25 protein-coding genes are annotated in these 20,909 nt (G+C 47.4%); 11 read left to right on the top strand and 14 right to left on the bottom strand.

Features of this window, described 5'->3' with window-relative positions; all coding sequences use genetic code 11:
• Nucleotides 1-7: 7 nt before the first annotated feature.
• The 4 genes from rpoD to rpsU form a co-directional block, all read right to left on the bottom strand.
• A complete protein-coding gene (gene rpoD, locus JEU20_RS03585; protein ID WP_198243699.1) occupies nt 8-1,798 on the bottom strand; it encodes an RNA polymerase sigma factor RpoD in 1,791 nt (596 codons plus the stop codon).
• Between the two features lie 89 nt (nt 1,799-1,887).
• Nucleotides 1,888-3,582: a DNA primase gene (gene dnaG / locus JEU20_RS03580; protein WP_198243698.1), complete on the bottom strand. Its 1,695-nt coding sequence runs from the start codon at nt 3,580-3,582 to the stop codon at nt 1,888-1,890.
• Nucleotides 3,583-3,595: 13 nt separating this feature from the next.
• Nucleotides 3,596-4,045, bottom strand: coding sequence for a GatB/YqeY domain-containing protein (locus JEU20_RS03575; RefSeq protein WP_198243697.1), 450 nt, complete (start codon nt 4,043-4,045; stop codon nt 3,596-3,598).
• Nucleotides 4,046-4,049: 4 nt separating this feature from the next.
• Nucleotides 4,050-4,283, bottom strand: a complete 234-nt coding sequence (gene rpsU / locus JEU20_RS03570; protein WP_198243696.1) for a 30S ribosomal protein S21 — start codon at nt 4,281-4,283, stop codon at nt 4,050-4,052.
• Nucleotides 4,284-4,386: 103 nt separating this feature from the next.
• On the opposite strand from rpsU, the gene tsaD reads away from it, so the two are divergent.
• A complete protein-coding gene (gene tsaD / locus JEU20_RS03565; protein WP_198243695.1) occupies nt 4,387-5,406 on the top strand; it encodes a tRNA (adenosine(37)-N6)-threonylcarbamoyltransferase complex transferase subunit TsaD in 1,020 nt (339 codons plus the stop codon).
• 2 nt (nt 5,407-5,408) lie between these two features.
• Here tsaD and plsY read toward each other — a convergent pair whose 3' ends face one another.
• Nucleotides 5,409-5,981 carry a glycerol-3-phosphate 1-O-acyltransferase PlsY gene (gene plsY, locus JEU20_RS03560; RefSeq protein ID WP_198243694.1) on the bottom strand — a complete coding sequence of 191 codons (573 nt, stop codon included), beginning with the start codon at nt 5,979-5,981 and terminating at the stop codon, nt 5,409-5,411.
• 82 nt (nt 5,982-6,063) lie between these two features.
• Here plsY and folB point away from each other — a divergent pair, with 82 nt between their 5' ends.
• Both folB and folK read left to right on the top strand, forming a co-directional pair.
• Nucleotides 6,064-6,423: a dihydroneopterin aldolase gene (gene folB / locus JEU20_RS03555; RefSeq protein WP_198243693.1), complete on the top strand. Its 360-nt coding sequence runs from the start codon at nt 6,064-6,066 to the stop codon at nt 6,421-6,423.
• Nucleotides 6,420-6,917 (top strand): 2-amino-4-hydroxy-6-hydroxymethyldihydropteridine diphosphokinase, encoded by a 498-nt coding sequence (folK, locus tag JEU20_RS03550; RefSeq protein WP_198243692.1) that lies wholly within the window; start codon nt 6,420-6,422, stop codon nt 6,915-6,917. The genes folB and folK overlap by 4 nt, the downstream gene beginning before the upstream one ends.
• Here the strand turns inward: folK and JEU20_RS03545 are convergent, their stop codons facing one another.
• From JEU20_RS03545 to JEU20_RS03505, 9 genes are all read right to left on the bottom strand, one after another.
• On the bottom strand, nt 6,918-7,655 hold the full coding sequence (locus JEU20_RS03545) for a pteridine reductase (RefSeq protein ID WP_198243691.1): 738 nt from the start codon (nt 7,653-7,655) through the stop codon (nt 6,918-6,920).
• The gene (xseA, locus tag JEU20_RS03540) at nt 7,652-8,995 is read right to left on the bottom strand and encodes an exodeoxyribonuclease VII large subunit (protein WP_198243690.1); all 1,344 of its coding nucleotides are present in this window, start codon (nt 8,993-8,995) and stop codon (nt 7,652-7,654) included. The genes JEU20_RS03545 and xseA overlap by 4 nt, the downstream gene beginning before the upstream one ends.
• On the bottom strand, nt 8,995-9,408 hold the full coding sequence (locus JEU20_RS03535) for a YeeE/YedE family protein (protein WP_198243689.1): 414 nt from the start codon (nt 9,406-9,408) through the stop codon (nt 8,995-8,997). Before JEU20_RS03535 ends, xseA begins: the two co-directional genes overlap by 1 nt.
• The gene (locus tag JEU20_RS03530; RefSeq protein ID WP_198243688.1) at nt 9,405-9,833 is read right to left on the bottom strand and encodes a YeeE/YedE family protein; all 429 of its coding nucleotides are present in this window, start codon (nt 9,831-9,833) and stop codon (nt 9,405-9,407) included. Before JEU20_RS03530 ends, JEU20_RS03535 begins: the two co-directional genes overlap by 4 nt.
• Nucleotides 9,834-10,161: 328 nt before the next feature.
• Entirely contained in the window at nt 10,162-11,328 is a 1,167-nt protein-coding gene (locus JEU20_RS03525) for an aminotransferase class V-fold PLP-dependent enzyme (protein ID WP_198243687.1), read from the bottom strand.
• 184 nt (nt 11,329-11,512) lie between these two features.
• Entirely contained in the window at nt 11,513-11,917 is a 405-nt protein-coding gene (locus tag JEU20_RS03520) for a CBS domain-containing protein (RefSeq protein WP_198243686.1), read from the bottom strand.
• Entirely contained in the window at nt 11,914-12,264 is a 351-nt protein-coding gene (locus JEU20_RS03515) for a P-II family nitrogen regulator (protein ID WP_198243685.1), read from the bottom strand. The genes JEU20_RS03520 and JEU20_RS03515 overlap by 4 nt, the downstream gene beginning before the upstream one ends.
• Nucleotides 12,264-13,037: a DUF1538 domain-containing protein gene (locus tag JEU20_RS03510; RefSeq protein WP_198243684.1), complete on the bottom strand. Its 774-nt coding sequence runs from the start codon at nt 13,035-13,037 to the stop codon at nt 12,264-12,266. The genes JEU20_RS03515 and JEU20_RS03510 overlap by 1 nt, the downstream gene beginning before the upstream one ends.
• Nucleotides 13,034-13,744, bottom strand: coding sequence for a DUF1538 domain-containing protein (locus tag JEU20_RS03505; protein ID WP_198243683.1), 711 nt, complete (start codon nt 13,742-13,744; stop codon nt 13,034-13,036). The genes JEU20_RS03510 and JEU20_RS03505 overlap by 4 nt, the downstream gene beginning before the upstream one ends.
• A gap of 241 nt (nt 13,745-13,985) precedes the next feature.
• Between JEU20_RS03505 and JEU20_RS03500 the strand changes: the two genes are divergently transcribed.
• The 8 genes from JEU20_RS03500 to JEU20_RS03465 all read left to right on the top strand — a co-directional run bounded on the left by JEU20_RS03500 (nt 13,986) and on the right by JEU20_RS03465 (nt 20,909).
• A complete protein-coding gene (locus tag JEU20_RS03500; RefSeq protein ID WP_198243682.1) occupies nt 13,986-14,939 on the top strand; it encodes an HpcH/HpaI aldolase/citrate lyase family protein in 954 nt (317 codons plus the stop codon).
• 95 nt (nt 14,940-15,034) lie between these two features.
• Entirely contained in the window at nt 15,035-16,216 is a 1,182-nt protein-coding gene (locus tag JEU20_RS03495) for a malate--CoA ligase subunit beta (RefSeq protein WP_198243681.1), read from the top strand.
• A 10-nt stretch (nt 16,217-16,226) separates the two neighbouring features.
• A complete protein-coding gene (gene sucD / locus JEU20_RS03490) occupies nt 16,227-17,117 on the top strand; it encodes a succinate--CoA ligase subunit alpha (protein WP_198243680.1) in 891 nt (296 codons plus the stop codon).
• A gap of 153 nt (nt 17,118-17,270) precedes the next feature.
• A complete protein-coding gene (thpR, locus tag JEU20_RS03485; protein ID WP_198243679.1) occupies nt 17,271-17,798 on the top strand; it encodes an RNA 2',3'-cyclic phosphodiesterase in 528 nt (175 codons plus the stop codon).
• Between the two features lie 315 nt (nt 17,799-18,113).
• Complete coding sequence (locus JEU20_RS03480; protein WP_198243678.1) at nt 18,114-19,175, top strand: pilus assembly protein PilM; 1,062 nt, start codon at nt 18,114-18,116, stop codon at nt 19,173-19,175.
• Nucleotides 19,175-19,747, top strand: coding sequence for a PilN domain-containing protein (locus tag JEU20_RS03475; protein ID WP_198243677.1), 573 nt, complete (start codon nt 19,175-19,177; stop codon nt 19,745-19,747). The genes JEU20_RS03480 and JEU20_RS03475 overlap by 1 nt, the downstream gene beginning before the upstream one ends.
• Complete coding sequence (locus JEU20_RS03470) at nt 19,744-20,355, top strand: type IV pilus inner membrane component PilO (protein WP_198243676.1); 612 nt, start codon at nt 19,744-19,746, stop codon at nt 20,353-20,355. Before JEU20_RS03475 ends, JEU20_RS03470 begins: the two co-directional genes overlap by 4 nt.
• The gene (locus JEU20_RS03465; protein ID WP_198243675.1) at nt 20,352-20,909 is read left to right on the top strand and encodes a pilus assembly protein PilP; all 558 of its coding nucleotides are present in this window, start codon (nt 20,352-20,354) and stop codon (nt 20,907-20,909) included. The genes JEU20_RS03470 and JEU20_RS03465 overlap by 4 nt, the downstream gene beginning before the upstream one ends.

Here is a 20,909-nt window from a genome sequence, read left to right as displayed (position 1 = left end):
AAAAGGTTTAGTCGCCGTCCAGAAAGCAGCGTAATTGCTCAGAGCGCGAAGGATGGCGTAATTTACGCAACGCTTTGGCTTCGATTTGACGAATCCGTTCACGGGTAACGTCAAACTGTTTGCCAACTTCCTCTAAAGTATGATCGGTATTCATATTGATACCGAAGCGCATTCTGAGTACCTTGGCCTCTCTGGCGGTCAGTCCGCTCAAAACATTTTGAGTAGATTCCCGTAGTCCTGCAATTGTAGCAGATTCTACCGGCGATAACACCTTGGAGTCTTCAATAAAATCGCCAAGATGTGAATCTTCGTCATCACCAATCGGTGTTTCCATCGAAATAGGTTCTTTGGCAATCTTTAATACCTTGCGTACCTTGTCTTCCGGCATATCCATGCGTTCACCGAGTTCTTCAGGTGTCGCTTCGCGGCCTTTTTCCTGAAGAATCTGGCGCGAAATTCGGTTTAGCTTGTTAATCGTTTCAATCATATGCACAGGGATTCGAATAGTGCGGGCCTGATCCGCAATGGAGCGGGTAATGGCCTGGCGAATCCACCAGGTGGCATAGGTTGAAAATTTATAACCACGGCGATATTCAAATTTATCCACCGCCTTCATCAGGCCAATATTGCCTTCCTGGATCAGATCCAGAAATTGCAGGCCGCGGTTAGTGTATTTTTTTGCAATTGAAATCACCAACCGTAAATTAGCCTCAATCATTTCTTTTTTAGCACGGCGGGATTTTGCCTCGCCGATAGAAATGCGGCGGTTAATATCTTTGATATTTGCAATTTTCAAGCCATGCGTTTTTTCGATATCAGCCAGTTTTTTCTGTGCTTTCTTGATGTCGTGCTGGTGTTCGCGTAAAGCTTCGGCATAGCGTGTATCTTTAGAAAGATATTGATCTAGCCACTTAGGGTCGGTTTCATTTTCCACAAAAGAACTGATGAATTCCTTGCGTGGCATTTTTGCGTTTTTAACACAAATGTTCAGGATGATTTTTTCCTGTTCGCGAATTTCCGCCGTGATGTCGGCAGAGATCGCGATCATTTTTTTCAGATATTGAGGTGTCCATTTAAATTCACTGAAACAGCGCGACAGCTCGTCGAATATCTTTTCAGTTTTTTCGTGCGTATAGCCATTTTTCTTGATGGATGCCTTGGCCTTTTTTTGTAAAGCTCTAAGCTCATCTACTTTGACTTTGATGTCTTCGTAGCTCAGTGTCTTCGGCTCTTCAACTTCTTCATCGCCGGTAGTCACCTGGGCATCATCGGGGGCGTCGAGGTCGACAAAGCCTGTCAGCATGTCGGCCAGGCGGACGCCGGAATCTTCAACTTGTACGTCGTCAAAAGATTGTAGAAAAGCGTCGACAATGAAGCCCGAGCGCGCGATAGATTCAATAATCTGGCGCTGACCGCTTTCGATGCGTTTGGCGATAGCCAGTTCTTCTTCGCGTGCCAGTAGCTCTACAGAACCCATTTCACGCATATACATGCGAACGGGGTCGGTGGTACGCCCAAATTCAGCGTCGACAGACGCTAAGGCGGCCACTTCGGCGGCGGCATCGTCGTCATCAGTAGTTACAGCGCTATCGGTGCTGATGATGGCGTCTTCATCTGGCGCAACTTCATGAACCTGGATACCCATGTCATTAATCATGCCAATGATTTCTTCAATCTGTTCAGGGTCAACGATGTCGCCAGGGAGGTGATCGTTTACTTCTGTATAGGTCAGGTAACCTTGTTGTTTACCTTTCGCTATCAATTGTTTTAATTGGGATTGTTGTTGATCTTGGTTCATTCTTTACTCACAAATATGAAAGCACTAATCACTCGCCGATGAACAGGCCAGTATAACATAAAAAATAAAATTGGAATGCCCTATTGAGTCTATTTTTTGCTTAATAGTTCCAGAAGCCTCTGTTTTTCTTCATGCGTCAAACCTTCCTGCTGTTCTTTTTCGAGTAAGCGGGTGATCTGTTGGTCGGCAACCTGAGCTAAAATACGGTCTAGTGCTTGTAAAAATACGGCTTCTAGATCCGATCCGACGACCTCTAGGCCGGCTAATTTCTGTATGGCGGCGGCATGGGGTGAGTCACGAAATTCCTCGATTAAAATAGCTGTATTAGTACCGGGGGTTGTCTGGATTTTTGCAAAAATTTCCTGCAAAAGGGACATGCCGGGTGCATCGAGTGCATTCCAATCCAGGTTTTTGACTTCAATGTGTCGGGAAAATTCAGGATTTTGTAATAGCAAGGCGATAACCAGTCGAGTCGGTGAAGGTCTGTTGTCGGGTTTGGATTTAAGTATAGATGGTTTTTTGAGAGGTGTTAGATTTTGTACCTGGGTGATTTCTCGGGCGCGGGCATACATCATGTCTTTAAAAAAACCGGCTGGGAGTTTTTTTAGGTAGGGCGATGTTTTTGCGGCTAATGCGGCACGGCCCTCGGCGTTGCTAAGGTCTATATTCTGGCTGAGTGTGGAAAAAAAATATTCCGACAGTGGTGTGGCGTGTTCAATCAGGTTTTGAAAATGGGTGAGACCCTGGCGACGTATCAGGCTGTCTGGGTCTTCCTTTTTCGGTAGTAGCATGATTTTAACCTGGCGAGTGTCTTTTAGGCTGGGGAATACGGCATCCATCGCGCGCCAGGCGGCTTGTTGACCGGCGCTGTCGCCATCAAAGCATAGAACCAATTCGTTACTGAAGCGAAATAATGTTTCGATGTGTTTTGTCGATGTTGCCGTGCCTAATGTTGCGACAGCGTAATCGATGCCTTGTTGAGCTAGGGCAATGACATCCATGTAACCCTCCACGATGATAAAGCGCTCAGGGTGGGCGGATTGGCTTAAGCTTTCGTGCAGGCCATAGAGTTCGTTGCCTTTGGAAAAGATGGCGGTTTCCGGCGAATTCAGGTATTTAGGTGTGCTGTCGTCGAGTACGCGGCCGCCAAAGCCGATGACGCGGCCGCGTTTGTCACGAATGGGGAACATCAGGCGACCACGGAAACGATCGTAAGTTCGGCCATTTTCGTTTTGCACCAGCATGCCGCCATCGATGAGCAGCTTTTGGGGAAAGCGTTTGCTTAAGTCGTCCCAGCTATCTAGGGAAAAGCCCAGTTCATAGCGGCTAATGACATCGGGGTTGACGCCGCGGGAGGTAAGGTAGTCTCGGGCAGCGTGACCGGCATCGGTGTGCAGGATTTTTTGATAATGCGCGCTGACCTGTTCTAGTGTCTGGTACAGAGCGCTGAGGTCGTGTTTGGCGGGAGTGCTGAAATTGGATTTTTCACGCGGTACATCAACGCCGACAAAGGCGGCGAGGTCTTCGACCGCTTCGACAAAGTCAAGATGGTTGTAATCCATCAGAAAGCTGATGGCATTGCCGCTGGCTCCGCAGCCAAAGCAGTGATAGAACTGTTTTTTGCGGCTGACTGAGAAGCTGGGAGTTTTTTCGTTGTGGAAAGGGCAGCGCGCCATAAAGTTGCTGCCGGTTCTTTTTAAGGGAACATAGGTGTCGATCAGATCGACAATATCGGCGCGTACCAGTAGATCATCAATAAATTCACGAGGAATTCGGCCGCTCATAGTCGGCGGCAGCTTATGCCGATAAGGCGGTCTTGATTTGTGCGCTGACGACAGCCATATCGGCACGCCCTTGCATTTTAGGTTTTAAGATGCCCATTACTTTACCCATATCCTTGATTGAGCTTGCGCCTGTTTCGGAAATAGCTTGGTCAATCAACTTCTGAATTTCTTCGGTGCTGAGTGCTTTTGGCAGAAAATCCTGAATGATTTGGATTTCGGCCTCTTCAATTTCAGCCAGATCTTGACGATTAGCATCGCGATATTGACGAATGGACTCGCGGCGTTGCTTGAGCATTTTGTCAAGCACAGCAATGATACGATTGTCGTCTAGCTCGATGCGCTCGTCGACTTCGATTTGTTTGATGGCGGCGAGAATCATCCGGATTGTGCCGAGTCGGGCTTTGTCTCCGGATTTCATCGCGGCCTTCATGGCGTCGGTAATGGTCGCTTTTAAAGAGGGCATCGTCTTAGATTTGTGGGCGGCCACGACGCAGGTTTTTCAGTGCATAACGCTCGCGGGCCAGTTTTTTAAGATGACGTTTGACGGCAGCCGCTTTCTTGCGTTTACGTTCTGCGGTTGGTTTTTCGTAGAATTCACGGCGGCGAACTTCGGATAAAACACCGGCTTTTTCGCATGCGCGTTTAAAGCGACGGATCGCAATATCGAAAGGTTCGTTTTCTTTAACTTTTACTGCTGGCATAAATTGACCTGATATATGTTAATATTCAAAAGAGTGTAACGAAGACATTAGATCTTCAGAGAATCCCCAATTATATCTGACAAAAAATATTTTTCAAAACTTAATGTACGTTCTCGGAATCGAAACCTCATGCGATGAAACTGGAGTCGCTATTTATCATGCCCATAAAGGCCTGGTTCATCACCTGCTTTACAGTCAGGTTGAAATGCACAGCGCCTATGGTGGTGTGGTGCCGGAATTAGCCTCGCGCGACCATATTCGGAAATTGACACCATTGATCAAACAGTGTCTGGCCGAAAGCGCATTGACGGCGCAGGATATCGATGGTGTGGCTTATACTGCAGGGCCCGGGTTGATGGGCGCATTGTTGGTAGGTGCGTGCACTGCGCGTAGTTTGGCCTGGGCTTGGGGGGTGCCTGCGCTGGCGACGCATCATATGGAAGGGCATTTGTTGGCACCGATGCTGGAAGATAATCCGCCAAAATATCCGTTTGTGGCTTTATTGATTTCAGGCGGGCATACCTTACTGGTTAAAGTTGAGGGCATTGGGCGCTATCAGTTGTTAGGCGAGTCGCTGGATGACGCGGCCGGAGAGGCCTTCGATAAAACGGCGAAAATGCTAGGTTTAGGTTATCCGGGCGGGCCGCGTTTGTCGCAACTGGCGCAGCAAGGTAGGCCGCGTTTTCGTTTTCCGCGGCCAATGACTGACCGGCCAGGGCTGGATTTTAGTTTTAGCGGCCTCAAAACCTTTACCATGAATACCCTGAATACAACCGCTAAAACTGAGCAGGACAAAGCCGATGTGGCCTACGCATTTCAGCAGGCGGTGGCGGAAACATTGGTGATTAAATGTCGGCGGGCGTTACAGCAAACTGGATTGACGACGCTGGTGATTGCCGGCGGCGTCAGTGCCAACCAGGAAATTCGGCGGCAATTGCAAGCTATGGCCGAAAAGGAAGGGGCAGTGCTTAATTTTCCTCGCTTGGAATTTTGTACCGATAACGGCGCCATGATTGCTTATGCCGGATGTCAGCGGTTATTGGCCGGGCAGCATGAAGATTTGCAGATTTTTGCTAAACCCCGATGGCCAATTTCCGAATTGACATCAGTGCATCGTGGTTGAGGTTATTTCTCTTCACCGCGCAATAAACGCTGAATATTGGCTTTGTGTCGCCACAGTAAAATACTTGAGACCAGGACAAAGGTGATGACTAGGTTGCTATCACCAACAATGAGCCAGACATAAAAGGGCGTTAATACTGAAGCCACAAGCGCTGAAAGGGATGATATTCCGCTGATTTTATAGACCAGAAACCAAGTGCCTGAGACGACTAGGCCAAGCAGCCAGGTGACACCTAAGGTGACGCCAAACGATGTCGCGACGCCTTTGCCACCTTTAAAACCGAAAAATAGCGGATAGAGATGGCCTAAAAATGCAGCAAAAACAACGCCCGAAAGCAATGCGCTGTCAGCGTTTAAGGATTTGGCTAATAATACAGGAATTAGGCCTTTTAAGGCATCACCGAGCAGAGTGATGGCAGCGGCCTTTTTACCACCGATGCGCATGACATTAGTTGCACCCGGATTGCCGGAGCCTTGCTCGCGTGGGTCGGGTAGACCCATCAGGCGACAGACGATGATGGCGCTGGAGATTGAGCCGAACAAATAGGCGGCGGGAACGAGTAACCATTCAAGCATGTTGATGCTCCTAAAACTTGTATATCTTTCGGGTTTACATGATACTGGTAAATTTGTCATATATGATAACCGGAAACACAACATGGACATTATCTTTTTAGGTGGATTGGAAGTTGCAGCTGTCATTGGAATTTATGATTGGGAGCGCGAAATCAAGCAAACGCTGGTATTTGATATTGAAATGGGCTTCGATATTCGCGCTGCCGCCGCATCGGATGATATTGCTGATACTCTGGATTACAAGGCCGTCACCGAGCGAGTCGTCAGCTTTGTTGAAAACAGCGAATATTTTTTGGTTGAAAAGTTGATTGAAGAAGTGGCGACAATGTTGTTGAACGAATTTCCGATTGAATGGGTCAAGATTCGCTTGAATAAACGCGGTGCCATCAGCCGGGCTCGGGATGTTGGCATTGTCATCGAACGGGGTATAAAAAAGCCATGACCACAGGTTATATCAGTATTGGCAGTAATATCGACAAAGACAAGCATATTCCGTCGAGTATTCGCGTGTTGCAGGATGCTTTTGGGGTGCTTGATTTGTCTAGTATTTATCAAACAGCGGCGATGGGATTTGAAGGCGATGATTTTTATAATTTGATTGTGCGCTTTAATACTGACCTTGAGGCCAAGCAGGTCGGTAAAATACTGCGGCAGATTGAACTCGATCATGGGCGTAGTCGTAACAGCCAAAAATTTTCATCGCGAACTCTGGATCTGGATTTGATTCTGTTTGGCGACCAGATTATTCATGATGGCCGCCTGCAAATTCCACGGGATGAAATCGAAAAATATGCTTTTGTGCTGGAGCCTTTGGCAGAAATTGCGGGCGATGAAAAACACCCCGTTTCTGGTAAAAGCTATCGACAGCTGTGGGATGAATTCGACAAGACGGCAGTGTGGCAACGCAAAATCGAGCCGCCCTGGGAAAACGAGTAATCAGTTGAACAGCGTTCTGCCGCCATCAATGGCCAGAATCTGGCCGGTAATATAATCGGCATCATTGATAAAAAAGCGTACCGCACGGGCGATATCTTGTGGGCTGCCGCTGCGTTTCAAGGCAATGCGCGCGAGGATGTCGCTTTTAGTCGACTCATCCATATCCTGTTCTGGCCATAAAATAGCTCCCGGCGCAATACCATTGACACGAATTTCGGGCCCCAATTCCTTGGCCAGCGAGCGCGTCAGGGCGGCCAGCCCTGCTTTGCTGATGCTGTAGGCAGGATAGCCTTTCAAGCCGCGTTCGGCATGAATATCGATGATATTGATGATGCAGCCCTGGTTTTTGCGTAATGTGGGGAGCAAGGCCTGGCTCAGGAAAAACGGTGCTTTCAAGTTGGTATCTAATAGCGTGTCCCAATCCTGTTCCGATGTTGTTGCAAAGTCATCCGGGAAAAAGGCTGAAGCATTGTTGATTAACACGTCAATGCCGTTCCATTCTGTGCTGGCTTGCATGGCTAGCTGTTGTATATCGTCAAGCTGTTTGAGATCAGCCTTCAGGCAGCAAGCAGAATGAGGGCGAGTTTGGTTGAATTCTTGTTGCAGGCTCAGTGCCTGTTGGTCGGAGTGATGATAATGCAGTGCGATATTGTGGCCTTCAGTATGTAAAAGGCGTGCGCAACTGGCGCCAATGCGTTTGGCTGCACCTGTGATCAGGATGTTTTTGATTGTTTTCATGGGGTGTCTATTTCTTCGATGCAACTGACAAAACAGCCTTCGCCTAGTCGGGTTTTGACACGATCGCCGACCTGCAATTGTCGGCTGGATTTTATGATGGCATCGTCTTTTTGGACGATGGCGTAACCACGTTCGAGTGTTGCCAGTGGGCTGATGGCATGTAAAGTTTGAGTCGTGGCGGTGTAGCGTTGCTGGGCTTGATTCAATGCCGATTGCATGGCGCGAATCAGGCGTTGTTCGGTGTTGTGCAGATTATGGCGCTGTTGTTTTGCCATTACCGAAGGATTTTTCTGTAGCAAACGGTGGGCCAGGTTGGATGTCTGTTGGCTGCGCTGCGCGTGTTGACGCTGCCAACTTTGGTGCAGGTGGCTTTCCAGGCGGCGTAATTGTTCGCCTTTATGCGCCAGTTTTTGTTCGGGATGCTGTTGTTGTAAGGCGCGATACAACCAGTCCAGTTGCTGCGTCGATTGTTCCAGCACGTATTCGATGAGTTGTTGCAATTTTAATTCATACGCCTTGAATGTATTTAGCCATTCGGTCTGGTCAGGAGCGGCATGTTCGGCAGCGGCCGAAGGCGTTGGCGCGCGTAAATCGGCGACAAAATCGGCAATGGTAAAATCGGTTTCATGGCCTACGGCAGAAATGACTGGAATGGTACTGGCGGCGATGGCGCGGGCGACGCTTTCTTCGTTAAAGGGCCACAAATCTTCCAGTGAGCCACCCCCACGGCCGACAATTAACACATCGGCAATACCTTGTTGATTGGCCTGTGCCAGTGCGCGGACGATTTCCTGTGCCGCCATCTCACCCTGTACCGAAGCAGGGTAGAGGGTAATTGGAATGGCAGGAAAGCGTCGTTTCAAGACACTTAAAATATCTTGAATAGCGGCACCGGAAGGAGATGTGATGATGCCGATATGGTTTGGCAGGCGTGGAATCGGGCGTTTCCTGTGGGTTTCAAATAGGCCTTCGGCGAGTAGTTTTTGTTTTAATTGTTCAAATGCGCGCTGCAGTGCGCCGCTGCCAGCTTCTTCCATTTGTTCAATGATGAGCTGATAATCGCCGCGGGGCTCATACAGACTGACCTGGGCTGTAGCGATAACATGTAGACCATTCTCTGGTTTAAAACGAAGCCCGCGTTGATGTGGACGAAACATGGCGCAGCGGATTTGAGCGCGATCGTCTTTTAAAGAAAAATACAAATGGCCCGATGCCGGGCGGCTGAGGTTGGATATTTCGCCTTCAATTCGGATTGATAAAAAATGATCACTTAATAGCAGCCGGGTTTCCCGATTGAGCTGGCTGACGCTATAGATTTTTTCAGGCTGAGGTGTTGGCATTATTTTTTAGCGATAAAACGCTCGGCAAAAAAACCGGCATAAATGGCCAGTACCATGACGAGTGCTTCCCCGTTGCCAAAGCCGATGCCTGCGACGGCAGGGCCTGGACAATAGCCGCTCAAACCCCAGCCAATACCGAAAATAATCGCGCCTAAAACAAGTGGTTTATCAATCTGTTTTTTATGCGATAGATGAAAACCGTCTTCAAAAATTGGACGCTGGCGTTTTTTTATCCAGTAAAAGCCTGGCATGGCGACCGCTAGTGCACCCGCCATGACAAAAGCCAGGCTCGGGTTCCAGTCACCTGCAATATCCAAAAAGCCCAAGACTTTGTTGGGGTCAACCATCTGCGATAACGATAGGCCTAAGCCAAAAATGATGCCAGAAATCAAGGCAACCAAGAGTTTGTTCATATTAAATACAACACATGTTTGATGATAAAAACTGTGATAAAACCACTGGCCATAAAGCATAGTGTCGCGATAATAGAGCGGCGCGACAGGTTGGCAATGCCGCAAATACCATGGCCACTGGTGCAGCCGCTGCTTAAACGGGTACCAACACCAACCAGAAAACCGCCAATGGCGACTAGGGCAAGCGGGTAGTCGCTGCGAAATTGAATGAAATCTGGCACGATCTGCTGAAAAATAACTGCGCCGAGAATCAGGCCGATCAAAAAGGTGAGGCGCCAGCGTTGTTCATGTCCAGGCGATAAAAAAATGCCATTCATAATGCCGCTGATGCCAGCTGTGCGGCCGTTATAAAGTAATAACAAAATTGCACTTAAGCCAATTAGGCAGCCACCTAAGAAGGCAGAAACAGGCGTGAAATTTTCCACAGTTGTTCCTCAACGAGAGAAAAACCGCTTATTTTAACGCGCGTTAGCCCAGCTTTGCCAACAATAATGACTAGGAGGTTGTCGGATTTAAGAAAAATCTACTGCGACAGTGGGAAATCGGTCCATTTTTCCGATCTTTTTCGTTGTGTAGCACCGCTATGCGCCTCAAAAGAGCGAAAAACTGTCCTCGATTTTTCACTCGTCTCGTTACGAATCCCTAAGCCCGACAGTCTTCTAGGATAGTTTAAGTCGACAGCTAAGAGAGATTGAATTAGGGAGGGTATAAACAGGCAGCGCTTTATAAAATTAAGCGCTGCCTGAGTCATTTTTAAGCCGCGGTTGAACGGTAGTATTCAATCGCTGCAGCGACACCGCTGCCCGGTTTTATATCAAAACCGTGATCGAGCATGGCCATTTCCACGCCGGCAATACAGCCTAGCATGGAGACATCATTCATGTCGCCGATATGGCCAATACGAAACACCTTGCCAGCCAGTTCAGTCAAGCCTGCGCCCAAGGAAATATTGTATTTATGGAAGGCTGTTGCGATGACGTCGCGGGCATCTTTGTCTTCAGGGACGACGATGGCAGAAACGGTGTCTGACTCCCAGCCCGGTTGTGCACATAGCGACAAGCCCCAAGCTTTAATGGCTTGGCGTGTACCTTCAGCCAAACGTGCATGGCGTGCATAAACATTGTCCATGCCTTCTTCTAGTAACAGGTCCAGCGCTTTACGGAGACCGTGAATCATCGGTGTCGATGGTGTGTAGGGGGTGTAGCCAGTGTCATTGGCATTGATCATGTCTTTTAAATCCAAAAAGCCGCGTTTGCACTGTGCGGTTTCGGTGGCGTCAATAGCTTTTTGGCTGAATGCGACAATGGCAAGACCAGCAGGTAGCATAAAGCCTTTTTGTGAGCCGCTGATCGCGCCGTCCACGCCCCAGTCGTCCATGCGGAATTCGATGCTGGCGATAGAGCTGACGCCATCAACAAACAACAGCGCCGGATGATTGGCGTTGTCCAGAGCTTTACGAACGCCGGCGATATCACTGGTGACGCCGGTTGCCGTTTCATTATGCGTGGCTAAAAAGGCTTTGATTTCATGATTAGTGTCTTCTTTCAGGCGTTGTTCCAGATGGTCGAGCGGAATGCCTTTGCCCCATTCAATTTCATGGACTTCAACATCCAAATCTAAGCGTTTAGCCATTTCCATCCACAAATGACTGAACTGCCCAAAACGGTAAATCAAAACTTTATCGCCAGGGCTTAAGGTATTTGTCAGGGCGATTTCCCAGCCCGCTGTGCCGGTTGCAGGGAAGATTAGCGCACGGCCTTTTTCGGTACGAAAGATTTTTTTTAAATCTTCCAGAACGGGGGTTAGCAGCTTTGGAAAGATCGGGGAGCGGTGATCTTCCATTGGGACGTGCATGGCACTGAGTACAGAATGGGGTGTGTTTGTTGGGCCTGGGATAAAAAGATGATTGCGACCAGCCATTGATATGCCTCTGTAAGTTAAGAATTAAAACCAGTATAGATGCGACAGCAGCCGAGTAGCTTGAATTATCGGACGGCGTCAGGCATCGTTACAAACGATAAAGCCTTTCTGGATAGAAAGGCTTTCAAAATCCTTTAATAGTGCCATATTTACAGGGTGTCGGCAAGTTCAGCATCCGAATACGTCAGCAATAGATTTGATAAAGTCCCTGTAAAACCAAGGCGTTTGGACTTATGGTGCCGACTAGTTTGCCATTTCTATCAATGACGGGTGCTCTAACCAGATTGTAGCGATCGAACAGGCGCGAACAGAGTTTGATTTCCATATCCGGTGAGACGGTGATCACCGGGCAGGCCATGATTTCATAAACATTGACCCGGAGCGGGGATCGGTCTTTCGACAGGACATGACGCGCGATGTCGGTTGAGGTGATCATGCCGAACTCGTCATCGACATGGCGTTTGTTGACCACTAAAACCGAGGTTTTGTTGTCGCGCATGGCTAGGAGAGCTTCATGAATAGTCGCCGTGCCATCAATTGTGCAGCATGTTGTTTTCATCACATCTTTAACGCGCAGGATAGTTTTCATATTTCGTCCTCCAGTTCGTGGGTCAATTGTTCGACTTGGCCCATGACGCCGATAGCGTCTTCGACATCAATCTGAATGGCGATACCGGAGCCGGGTTTGGCTTCAAACTCAGCGGCACGCGCGATTTTCTCCAGAATGCTGCGGCTTAGGTGTTCTTCAACCAGAATCATGGCGACATCACGCTGTGCTTCCAGCATCAAACCAAAGAATGTTTTATTTTGTTTCAGGCCTTCGCCGCGCGCGCTGGTAATCACGGTTGCGCCTTTTGCGCCATGTTTACGGGCAGTTTTTAAGACTAGATCCGTTTTGTCGTCATCGACAAATGCGATAATCAATTTAAAATGCATCATGTTCTCCGGTGTCGGGCCAGCCAGCTGGCAATTTGTGCATAAGCCAATACGGCAATGATGGGAAAAAGGCTGGCAAAGGCAATTAAACCAAAGCCATCCAATAATGGGTTGCGGTCGGGGACGGTGTTGGCAAGTCCAAGACCTAGGGCAGTCACCAAGGGGACGGTAACGGTAGATGTGGTGACGCCTCCGGAATCATAGGCTAGCCCAATAATCAATTTGGGCGCAAAAAAAGTTTGTACCATAACGATTAAATAACCGACGAGAATAAAATAGTATAAATCCAGGCCGGTAATAATGCGCCAGACGCCTAGGGTAATGCCTGCAGCGACGCCGATAGATACGGTGAGTCGTAAAGCGGTTGATTTAATTGCGCCGCCGGAAATATCTTCGGCTTTAAGAGCGATAGCCAGCAGTGAGGGTTCGGCCAGGGTAGTGGCAAAGCCAATGCAGGCCGCAAAAGCATAAATCCAGCCATAATGAGACCAGTCCATCTGGTGAGGTGAAACGTTTAAAAAACTATGTGATGTGAGTTGTTGGGCCATCATCTCGCCTAATGGAAATAGCGCTAGTTGCAGTCCTTTAAGGAAAAAGGCAATGCCCAATAAAACCAAAATAAAACCCCATAAAATTTTGCCGGGATTAGCTAACGGTTTTCGAATAATGACGAGCTGAAAAAAAATGAATAACACGGCGATAGGAGCAATGTCGCGACTGGTAGTGGCTAATGTATGTAGGAAATCATGTAGCCAGATCAGAAAAACGGTCATTGTAAGATGCCATAAAGCAGAACGAAAATGATGGGCATGAGTGATGCTAGAGCAATCAGGCCAAAGCCGTCAATCATCGGGTTACGGCCCTTGATTGAATTTGCCAGGCCGATGCCGAGTGCTGTGACGAGTGGGACGGTAATCGTTGAGGTCGTGACGCCGCCAGAATCATAAGCGATACCGATAATATCGGCTGGGGCAAACGGCGTGATGGCCAGCACTAGCCCGTAGCCGGTCAAAATTAAATGCTGTAAAGGCCAGCCGCGCAGAATGCGGATAACGCCCAAGACTATGGCAAAACCGACAGAGATAGCGACAGTGGTGCGCAAGCCTAATGCATAGCGAGCGATGTCGGAGGAGTGGGCTGCCTGGGCCGCTTTTTCGGAGACCGCTATCAATGCGGGTTCGGCAATCGTGGTGCCAAACCCTAAACAGAAAGCAAACATCAGTAGCCAAAATAAGCTGCCTTTGCGGGCAAAGGCATAGGCCATTTCTTCACCGAGTGGAAACAGACCTAATTCCAAGCCTAAGGTAAATAAAGTAAGGCCGACAATGGTGTGTAATGTGCCAATAACTAGCCGACTCAGTTCTGGCAAGGGTTGTTGAATGACAAACAGCTGGAATAGGAAGACAGTGAGCAGGATGGGGGTTAAATCCCTTAAGCTGCTGAAGAGTTGTTTAACAAAGCGGCTGTTGCTGAAAGTCATTATGGTTCCGCAGTAATTTTTACCGTCTGATCATGATTCTAAAGCAATTGAAGAAGGCTGTCTAAAATAGCTAGATGCTTGTTTTGATTTGATTTTTAAAATTGGCCAAAAGCATCTCGATTGACATTAAGGTATTACAAAGTAAAATGGTGGATTTGACAATTTTCGGGTCGGGCTGGCATTTTAGCCGTCTCCACAAATATAGAACGTTGGAATTTAACAAGATATTAGGAAGGTATAAATGAGTCATACATTATTTGAAGCCAATGCTCAGCGCGTACAACGGTGCGAATTAGCGGTTCCCGGGTCGAACCCTGGCATGTTTGAAAAAGCACTGAAAAGTGGCGTGGACTTTATCTTCCTTGATCTTGAAGATGCTGTTGCGCCAGATGATAAACTTACGGCGCGTAAAAATGTAATTGAAGCGATCAATGACCTAGATTGGGAAGGTCATGGTATTACCGTATCGGTGCGTATCAATGGTTTGGATACGCAATATATGGTTAGGGATGTCGTGGATTTGATAGAACAATGCGGCGAAAAACTGAAAACGATTTTAATTCCAAAGGTTGGTGTGTATGCTGACGTGTATATGGTTGAGGCAATGGTCAACCAGCTGGAAATGCAGCAAGGGCTGAAAAATCGTATCGGCATTGAATGTTTGATAGAAACGGCTTTAGGCATGGCGAATGTGGAAGATATTGCCAAACAAGGGGCTTTAGGCGGTCGCCTGGAGGCGCTGCATTTTGGGGTGGCCGATTATGCGGCGAGTAATCGTGCCAGAACCGTCAATATCGGTGGATTGAACCCAGATTACCCAGGCGATCAATGGCATTTTGCCCTGAGCCGTATGATTGTCGCTTGCAGAGCTTACGGGCTGCGGCCTATCGATGGGCCTTTTGGTGATATTAAAGACCCCGAAGGTTATAAACTGGCGGCTAAACGCGCGGCAGCTTTAGGCTGTGAAGGAAAATGGGCCATTCATCCGTCTCAAATCGAATTGGCCAATGAAGTGTTTACGCCGCCTGCTGAAGAAGTGGAAAAAGCGCGCCGTATTCTCGAAGCTTTAAAAGAAGCCGCTGCGCAAGGTAAAGGTGCGGCATCGCTGGATGGGAGGCTGATTGATGCGGCCTCAGAAAAAATGGCGAATAATATTGTCAGGGCAGCGGAAACTATTGCGGCAAAAACAAAGTAACTCCCCCTTTTTTAATCCCATTGAACAGGCCGCCACCGTAATAGCGTGGGCTGGCTTGTTCAATGGGTCAATTTTTCAAATAGTCAGAGGAAGCGATGGATATTCATGAGTATCAGGCGAAGCAGCTTTTATCAGAATATGGTGTCAAAATAGCTGAAGGCGGCTTGGCGTACAGTCCTGAAGATGCGGTACAACGCGCTCGGGAAATTGGCGGTGATGTCTGGGTGGTCAAGGCGCAGATTCATTCCGGTGCACGGGGTAAAGCGGGCGGCATCAAGATTTGCAGGTCTGACGATGAAGTCAGACAAGCGGCCGAAGACTTGCTCGGCAAACGCTTGGTGACGCACCAGACCGGCCCTGCCGGCAAAGTCTGTCTGCGTTTGTACGTTGAAGCCGGAACCGATATTGCACGTGAATTGTATTTCAGCTTGCTGGTCGATCGCGAACATGAGCGCATCGTCATGGTAGGTTCGGCCGAAGGAGGCATGGAAATCGAAGAACTGGCCGAAAATCGGCCAGAAGCGATTAAAAAAATCCATATTGAACCGGCGGTGGGGTTGCGTGATTTTCAGGCGCGTAAAATGGCGTTTGCATTAGGTATTGAGCCAAAGCAAATCAGTCATGCGGTAAAAACTATCAAAGGCTGTTATCGCGCCATGCGTGATTTGGATGCCAATATGCTGGAAATCAATCCATTAGTAATTACGGGCAGTGGTGAATTGATCGCATTGGATGCCAAAATGGGATTTGATGACAACGCTCTGTTCAGGCAGCAAAAAATTTCTGAATTGCGTGATAAAACCCAAGAAGACCCCCGCGAAATGGCGGCAGCTGACCGTGGTTTGAGCTATGTAGGCTTAGATGGCGATATCGGTTGCATGATCAATGGTGCAGGGTTGGCGATGGCGACGATGGATATGATTAAACTGGCGGGAGGGGAGCCGGCAAACTTTCTGGATGTCGGCGGCGGCGCTTCACCTGAGCGTACCGAGAAAGCTTTCCGCATGGTATTGCAGGATGAAAATGTCAAGTCTATGCTGGTTAATATCTTTGCCGGTATTAACCGTTGTGACTGGATCGCCGAAGGCGTGGTACAGGCAGTTAAGAAATTAAATATGCAAATCCCTTTAGTTGTGCGCTTGTCAGGCACGAATGTGGAAGAAGGACGTAAAATTATCGCCGACAGCGGGTTGCCGATTATTACCGCAGATACATTGGCGGAAGCGGCAGAAAAAGCCGTACAGGCACGTAATGAAGTCGTAGCAAAACAAGGCTGAGAGGAGCACAATGGCAATTTTAATTGATGAAAATACGCGCATAATCGTACAAGGATTTACCGGTAAGATCGGAACCTTTCATGCTCAGGATATGATTGATTACGGCTCAAATGTGGTCGGTGGCGTGACACCTGGCAAAGGCGGGCAAAAACACTTAGGAAAGCCTGTTTTTAATACGGTAAAAGAAGCTGTTGAACAGGTGGGTGCCGAAGCCAGTATCATTTTCGTGCCACCTGCTTTTGCGGCAGACTCCATTATGGAAGCGGCCGATGCCGGTATCAAATATTGTGTCGCGATTACCGATGGTATTCCGACACAAGACATGATGACGGTAAAAAACTTCCTGCGTCGTTTTTCTGAAGATGAGCGCATGATGCTGACTGGGCCAAACTGTGCAGGTACCATTAGTCCTGGGAAATCCATGTTGGGCATTATGCCAGGACATATTTACAAGCCCGGAAATGTTGGTATTGTAGGGCGGTCGGGAACACTGGGTTATGAAGCGGCCGATCAGATGAAAGCCTTAAATATTGGTATTTCAACCTCAGTGGGTATTGGCGGTGACCCCATCAATGGTAGCTCGCATCGGGATATTCTGGAAAAATTTGAGCAGGATCCTGACACGAAAGTAGTCGTCATGATTGGCGAAATTGGTGGTCCCCAGGAAGTCGAAGCCGGTATTTTCTTTAAAGAAAATATGACCAAACCGTTGGTTGCCTATATTGCTGGATTAACTGCGCCAAAAGGTCGCCGTATGGGGCACGCGGGTGCGATTATTTCATCATCCGGTGAATCGGCGGCTGAAAAAGTTGAAAGATTGACCGAGTTGGGTGTGACGATTGCACCAACGCCTTCGGCGATGGGTGAAACCGTTGCCAAAGTGCTGGCAAAGCTGGGCTGAGAGTAACAGTCACGAGAGATAGTGCATAAGACTCGTTTTTATGAGTCTTGTGCATTGCTTTGCGTAAGCTGTCTGTAAGCGCGCAATGTGTGAATCTCTATTTTTAAGCCGGGAAAAGCTGTATTCTGATTAGTTGGAATACAGCTTTTTTGTATGATGAAACGACTTTTTTTTGCATTATGGCCTGATGATGGCGTACGTCGGCAAATTGTCCAGATTTGTCGGCGATTGCCTGACAAAGATATGAAGCTCGTCAGGTCATCAAATCTTCATGTCACCCTCAGTTTTCTGGGACAAGTGGATACCGATTCAGAACGCTTGCTGCGGCAGTTGTGTACAGGTATTCAGACTCAAGCTGTCAGTTTGACATTTGATCGCTTGAGTTTTTGGCGCAAGCCGCGCATTTTATGTTTGATTGCCGAACCGCCACCTTCAGTTTTGGCGTTAGTCGATGCTATCAACGTTAGAGCTGAGGCAGCGGGGATTCGGACAGAATCCAGGCGCTATCGCCCGCATGTGACATTAGCGCGAAAGGTGCGAAAAACAGTACAACTTGATTTTGAACCTGTGTGTTGGCGTGCGCAGGATTTTTGCCTGGTTGAATCCATAAGTCTGGAGGATGGCGTGCATTATCAGGTCGTGCAACGTTGGCCTTTAAGCCTAGGAGGTTGTCGGATTTAGGAAAATTCTACTGCGACAGTGGGAAATCAGTCCATTTTTCCGATCTTTTTCGTTGCGTAGCACTACTATGCGCCTCAAAAGATCGAAAAACTGTCCTTGATTTCCCACTCGTCTCGTCACGAATTCCTAAACCCGACAACCTCCTAGAAACTCAATATTCTTGTTAGCCAGTTGGCAAAATAGGATTTAGACAGCTATTTTTCTGGGAAAAAAATAAATCGCGTCTATACTTGCCTCAAACAGCTTTTTAAAAGACTTTTATATGATGTCGAAAATAAATAGCAAGACCACACAGTATCTTACAAGGGCTTTTTCATGAACTGGTTTAGAAAAAATCAGTCTGTTGTTCTGGGTATCGATATAAGTACAGCGGCTGTTAAGCTATTAGAACTCAGCAAAACAGGGATTAAATATAAGGTCGAAAGTTATGCTGTTGCACCGTTACCTCAGGATGCAATTGTCGATAAAAATATCACTAATACCGAAGTTATCGGCAATGCGATCAAGACAGCAGTAAAACAGTCGGGAACACGAAACAAACAAGCCTGTGTTGCCGTATCGGGCTCGTCGGTGATGACCAAAATCATCCAAATGCCAAGTGATTTGAGCGAAGATGAAATGGAAGAAGAAATCATGATGGCGGCCGACCAGTATATTCCTTATTCATTAGATGAAGTTAATCTGGATTTTGAGGTTCAAGGCATCAATGAAACAAATCCTGAAATGCAAGATGTATTACTTGCTGCCTGCCGACAGGAAAACGTACAAGACCGCGTTGAAGCCTTGACTATTGCTGGCTTAAAGCCAGCAATAGTCGATGTTGAAGCCTTTGCAATGGAGAATGCGTTTACCTTGGTGGAAGACCAGTTTCCCGAGGCGACTGAAAATGAAACCGTTGCTGTCGTCGATATTGGTGCGACCACAACAACACTCAATGTTCTATTTGAAGGGCGAACGATTTATACCCGAGAGCAAGGCTTTGGCGGCAGGCAGCTCACGGAAGAAATCCAGCGACGTTATGGACTGTCTTATGAAGAGGCCGGCTTGGCAAAAAAACATGGTGGGCTGCCGGACAATTATCAAACTGATGTTCTTGAGCCTTTTCGTCGGGCGATTGTTCAGCAAATCGCTCGTTCCATGCAGTTTTTTGTTTCATCTAGCGCCAGTCGCTCGGTTGACAGTATTGTCCTCGCTGGTGGCTGTGCCTCAATTGCCGGCATTGATGCGTTGATAGAGCAGGAACTCAGCATGCCAACTTACATTGCGAACCCCTTTATCAATATGGCACTTTCCAATAAGGTTAAACCGCAAGCACTGAGCAATGATACACCTGCCATGATGATTGCTTGCGGACTGGCGTTGAGGAGTTTTGACTGATGGCCAGAATTAATTTATTACCCTGGCGCGAACAACGGCGTAAACAGCAACAGCAGGATTTTTTAGTCGCAATAGGGCTTGCTGTTGCATTGACTTGCACGGTCTTGTTTGCAATTTATATGCATATTGAAGGCAAAAAGGAATATCAGGCGCAACGTAATCAACGCTTGCAAACTGAAATCAATGTTCTGAATCGGAAAATTAAGGAAATTAAAGATATTGAAACAAAGAAAGAAAAGTTGCTGACAAAAATCGAATTAATTCAGAAATTGCAGGAAAGTCGTCCCGAAGTCGTTCATTTATTCGATGAACTGCCTAGGATTACCCCGGATGGCATTTATTTGACTAAATTTGAGCAGAAAGGGAAGAAGCTGTTTTTTGCTGGCAAGGCGCAATCAAATGCGCGAGTATCGGCGTTTATGCGTGCAATAGAACACTCCTCCTGGATGCATACGCCTAAATTAAATTTTATTAAAGGCAAAGGCGCGAGAACAAAAGCGTTGAACGATTTTACCATGACAGCCATTCAGGGGAAAAAGCAGGCTAAAGCACAGACGGGAGGCAAGTTATGAATCTGTCTGAAGTCGACTGGGATTTTGAAGCGGCAGGAACTTGGCCGCTTCCTGTAAAAATTGCTACGGTTGTGATTATCTGTGCAGCCGTTGTATTCGCCAGTTATTCCTATATTACAACCGATCAGTTGGCCGAGCTTGAGCAGCTAACAGCAAAAGAAAAAACTCTGAAAACTGCGTTTGAAATTAAACAGAAAAAAGCCGTCAATCTACAAGATTATCGTGAACAGCTCGCGCAAATAGAAGACTCGTTAGGCGAAATGATCAAGCAAATGCCAACAAAAGCGGAGGTGGCTAATTTGCTGGTCGATATTTCTCAAACCGGGTTAGCGAGCGGTCTGGAATTCAAATTGTTTAAACCTAGCGGCGAAATCAGGAAAGATTTTTATTCTGAACTCCCTATTCATATTGAAGTGCTCGGAAACTATGAAGAGTTAGGGCTTTTTATTAGTGGGTTGGCCTCATTGCCACGGATTGTGACGGTCCATAATGTTGTTATCTTACCGAATAAAGGTAAAAAGCTAACTATGAGAGCAGTCGTTAAAACTTACAACGAAGGCGTGCAGTCGAGTAAAAAACCTGCCAAAAAGAGGAGGAAAAGACGATGAAAGCTGAAATGAGGCTGATGCGTCCACAAAAATCTTTTTCTCTGTGCTATTGGGTTATGCTGATTGCGCTGACAGGGTGTGCTCAAAATGACTTTGACGATCTTGAGCGCTATATTGCTGAAGTAAAGGCTAGGCCAAAAAGTGCGATAGAGCCTTTGCCTGAGATCAAAGCGGTTGAACCCTTTTTATTTAATCCTGAAGGTTTGCGTGATCCTTTCAGACCAATTGATAAAGTCGCCGAGGCGGAAGATTTTGAAATTGGCATCGGCAGTGGCATTCGGCCCGATATCACTCGGCGTAAAGAGGAATTGGAATTTTATACCTTAGATTCGTTGCGTATGGTCGGTACCGTCAAAATGGATCATACGCTATGGGCTTTGATAAAAGCCGCTGATGGTACGATTCATCGGGTTAAAGAAGGCAATCACATGGGAACCAATTACGGCAAAATTGTCCGCATTCAAGAGGATAAAATTGAATTGACCGAGATTGTACCGGATAAAAAACCGGGCTATTGGCGTGAACAGCAAGTTACTATAGCGTTGGCAGAATAA

Origin of the sequence: methane-oxidizing endosymbiont of Gigantopelta aegis (assembly GCF_016097405.1) — a bacterium.
In the GTDB taxonomy this organism is placed as follows: Bacteria; Pseudomonadota; Gammaproteobacteria; order Methylococcales; family Methylomonadaceae; genus Methylomarinum.
The sequence above is the reverse complement of the archived record's forward strand: the minus strand, read 5'-3'. Positions and strand labels throughout refer to the sequence as shown.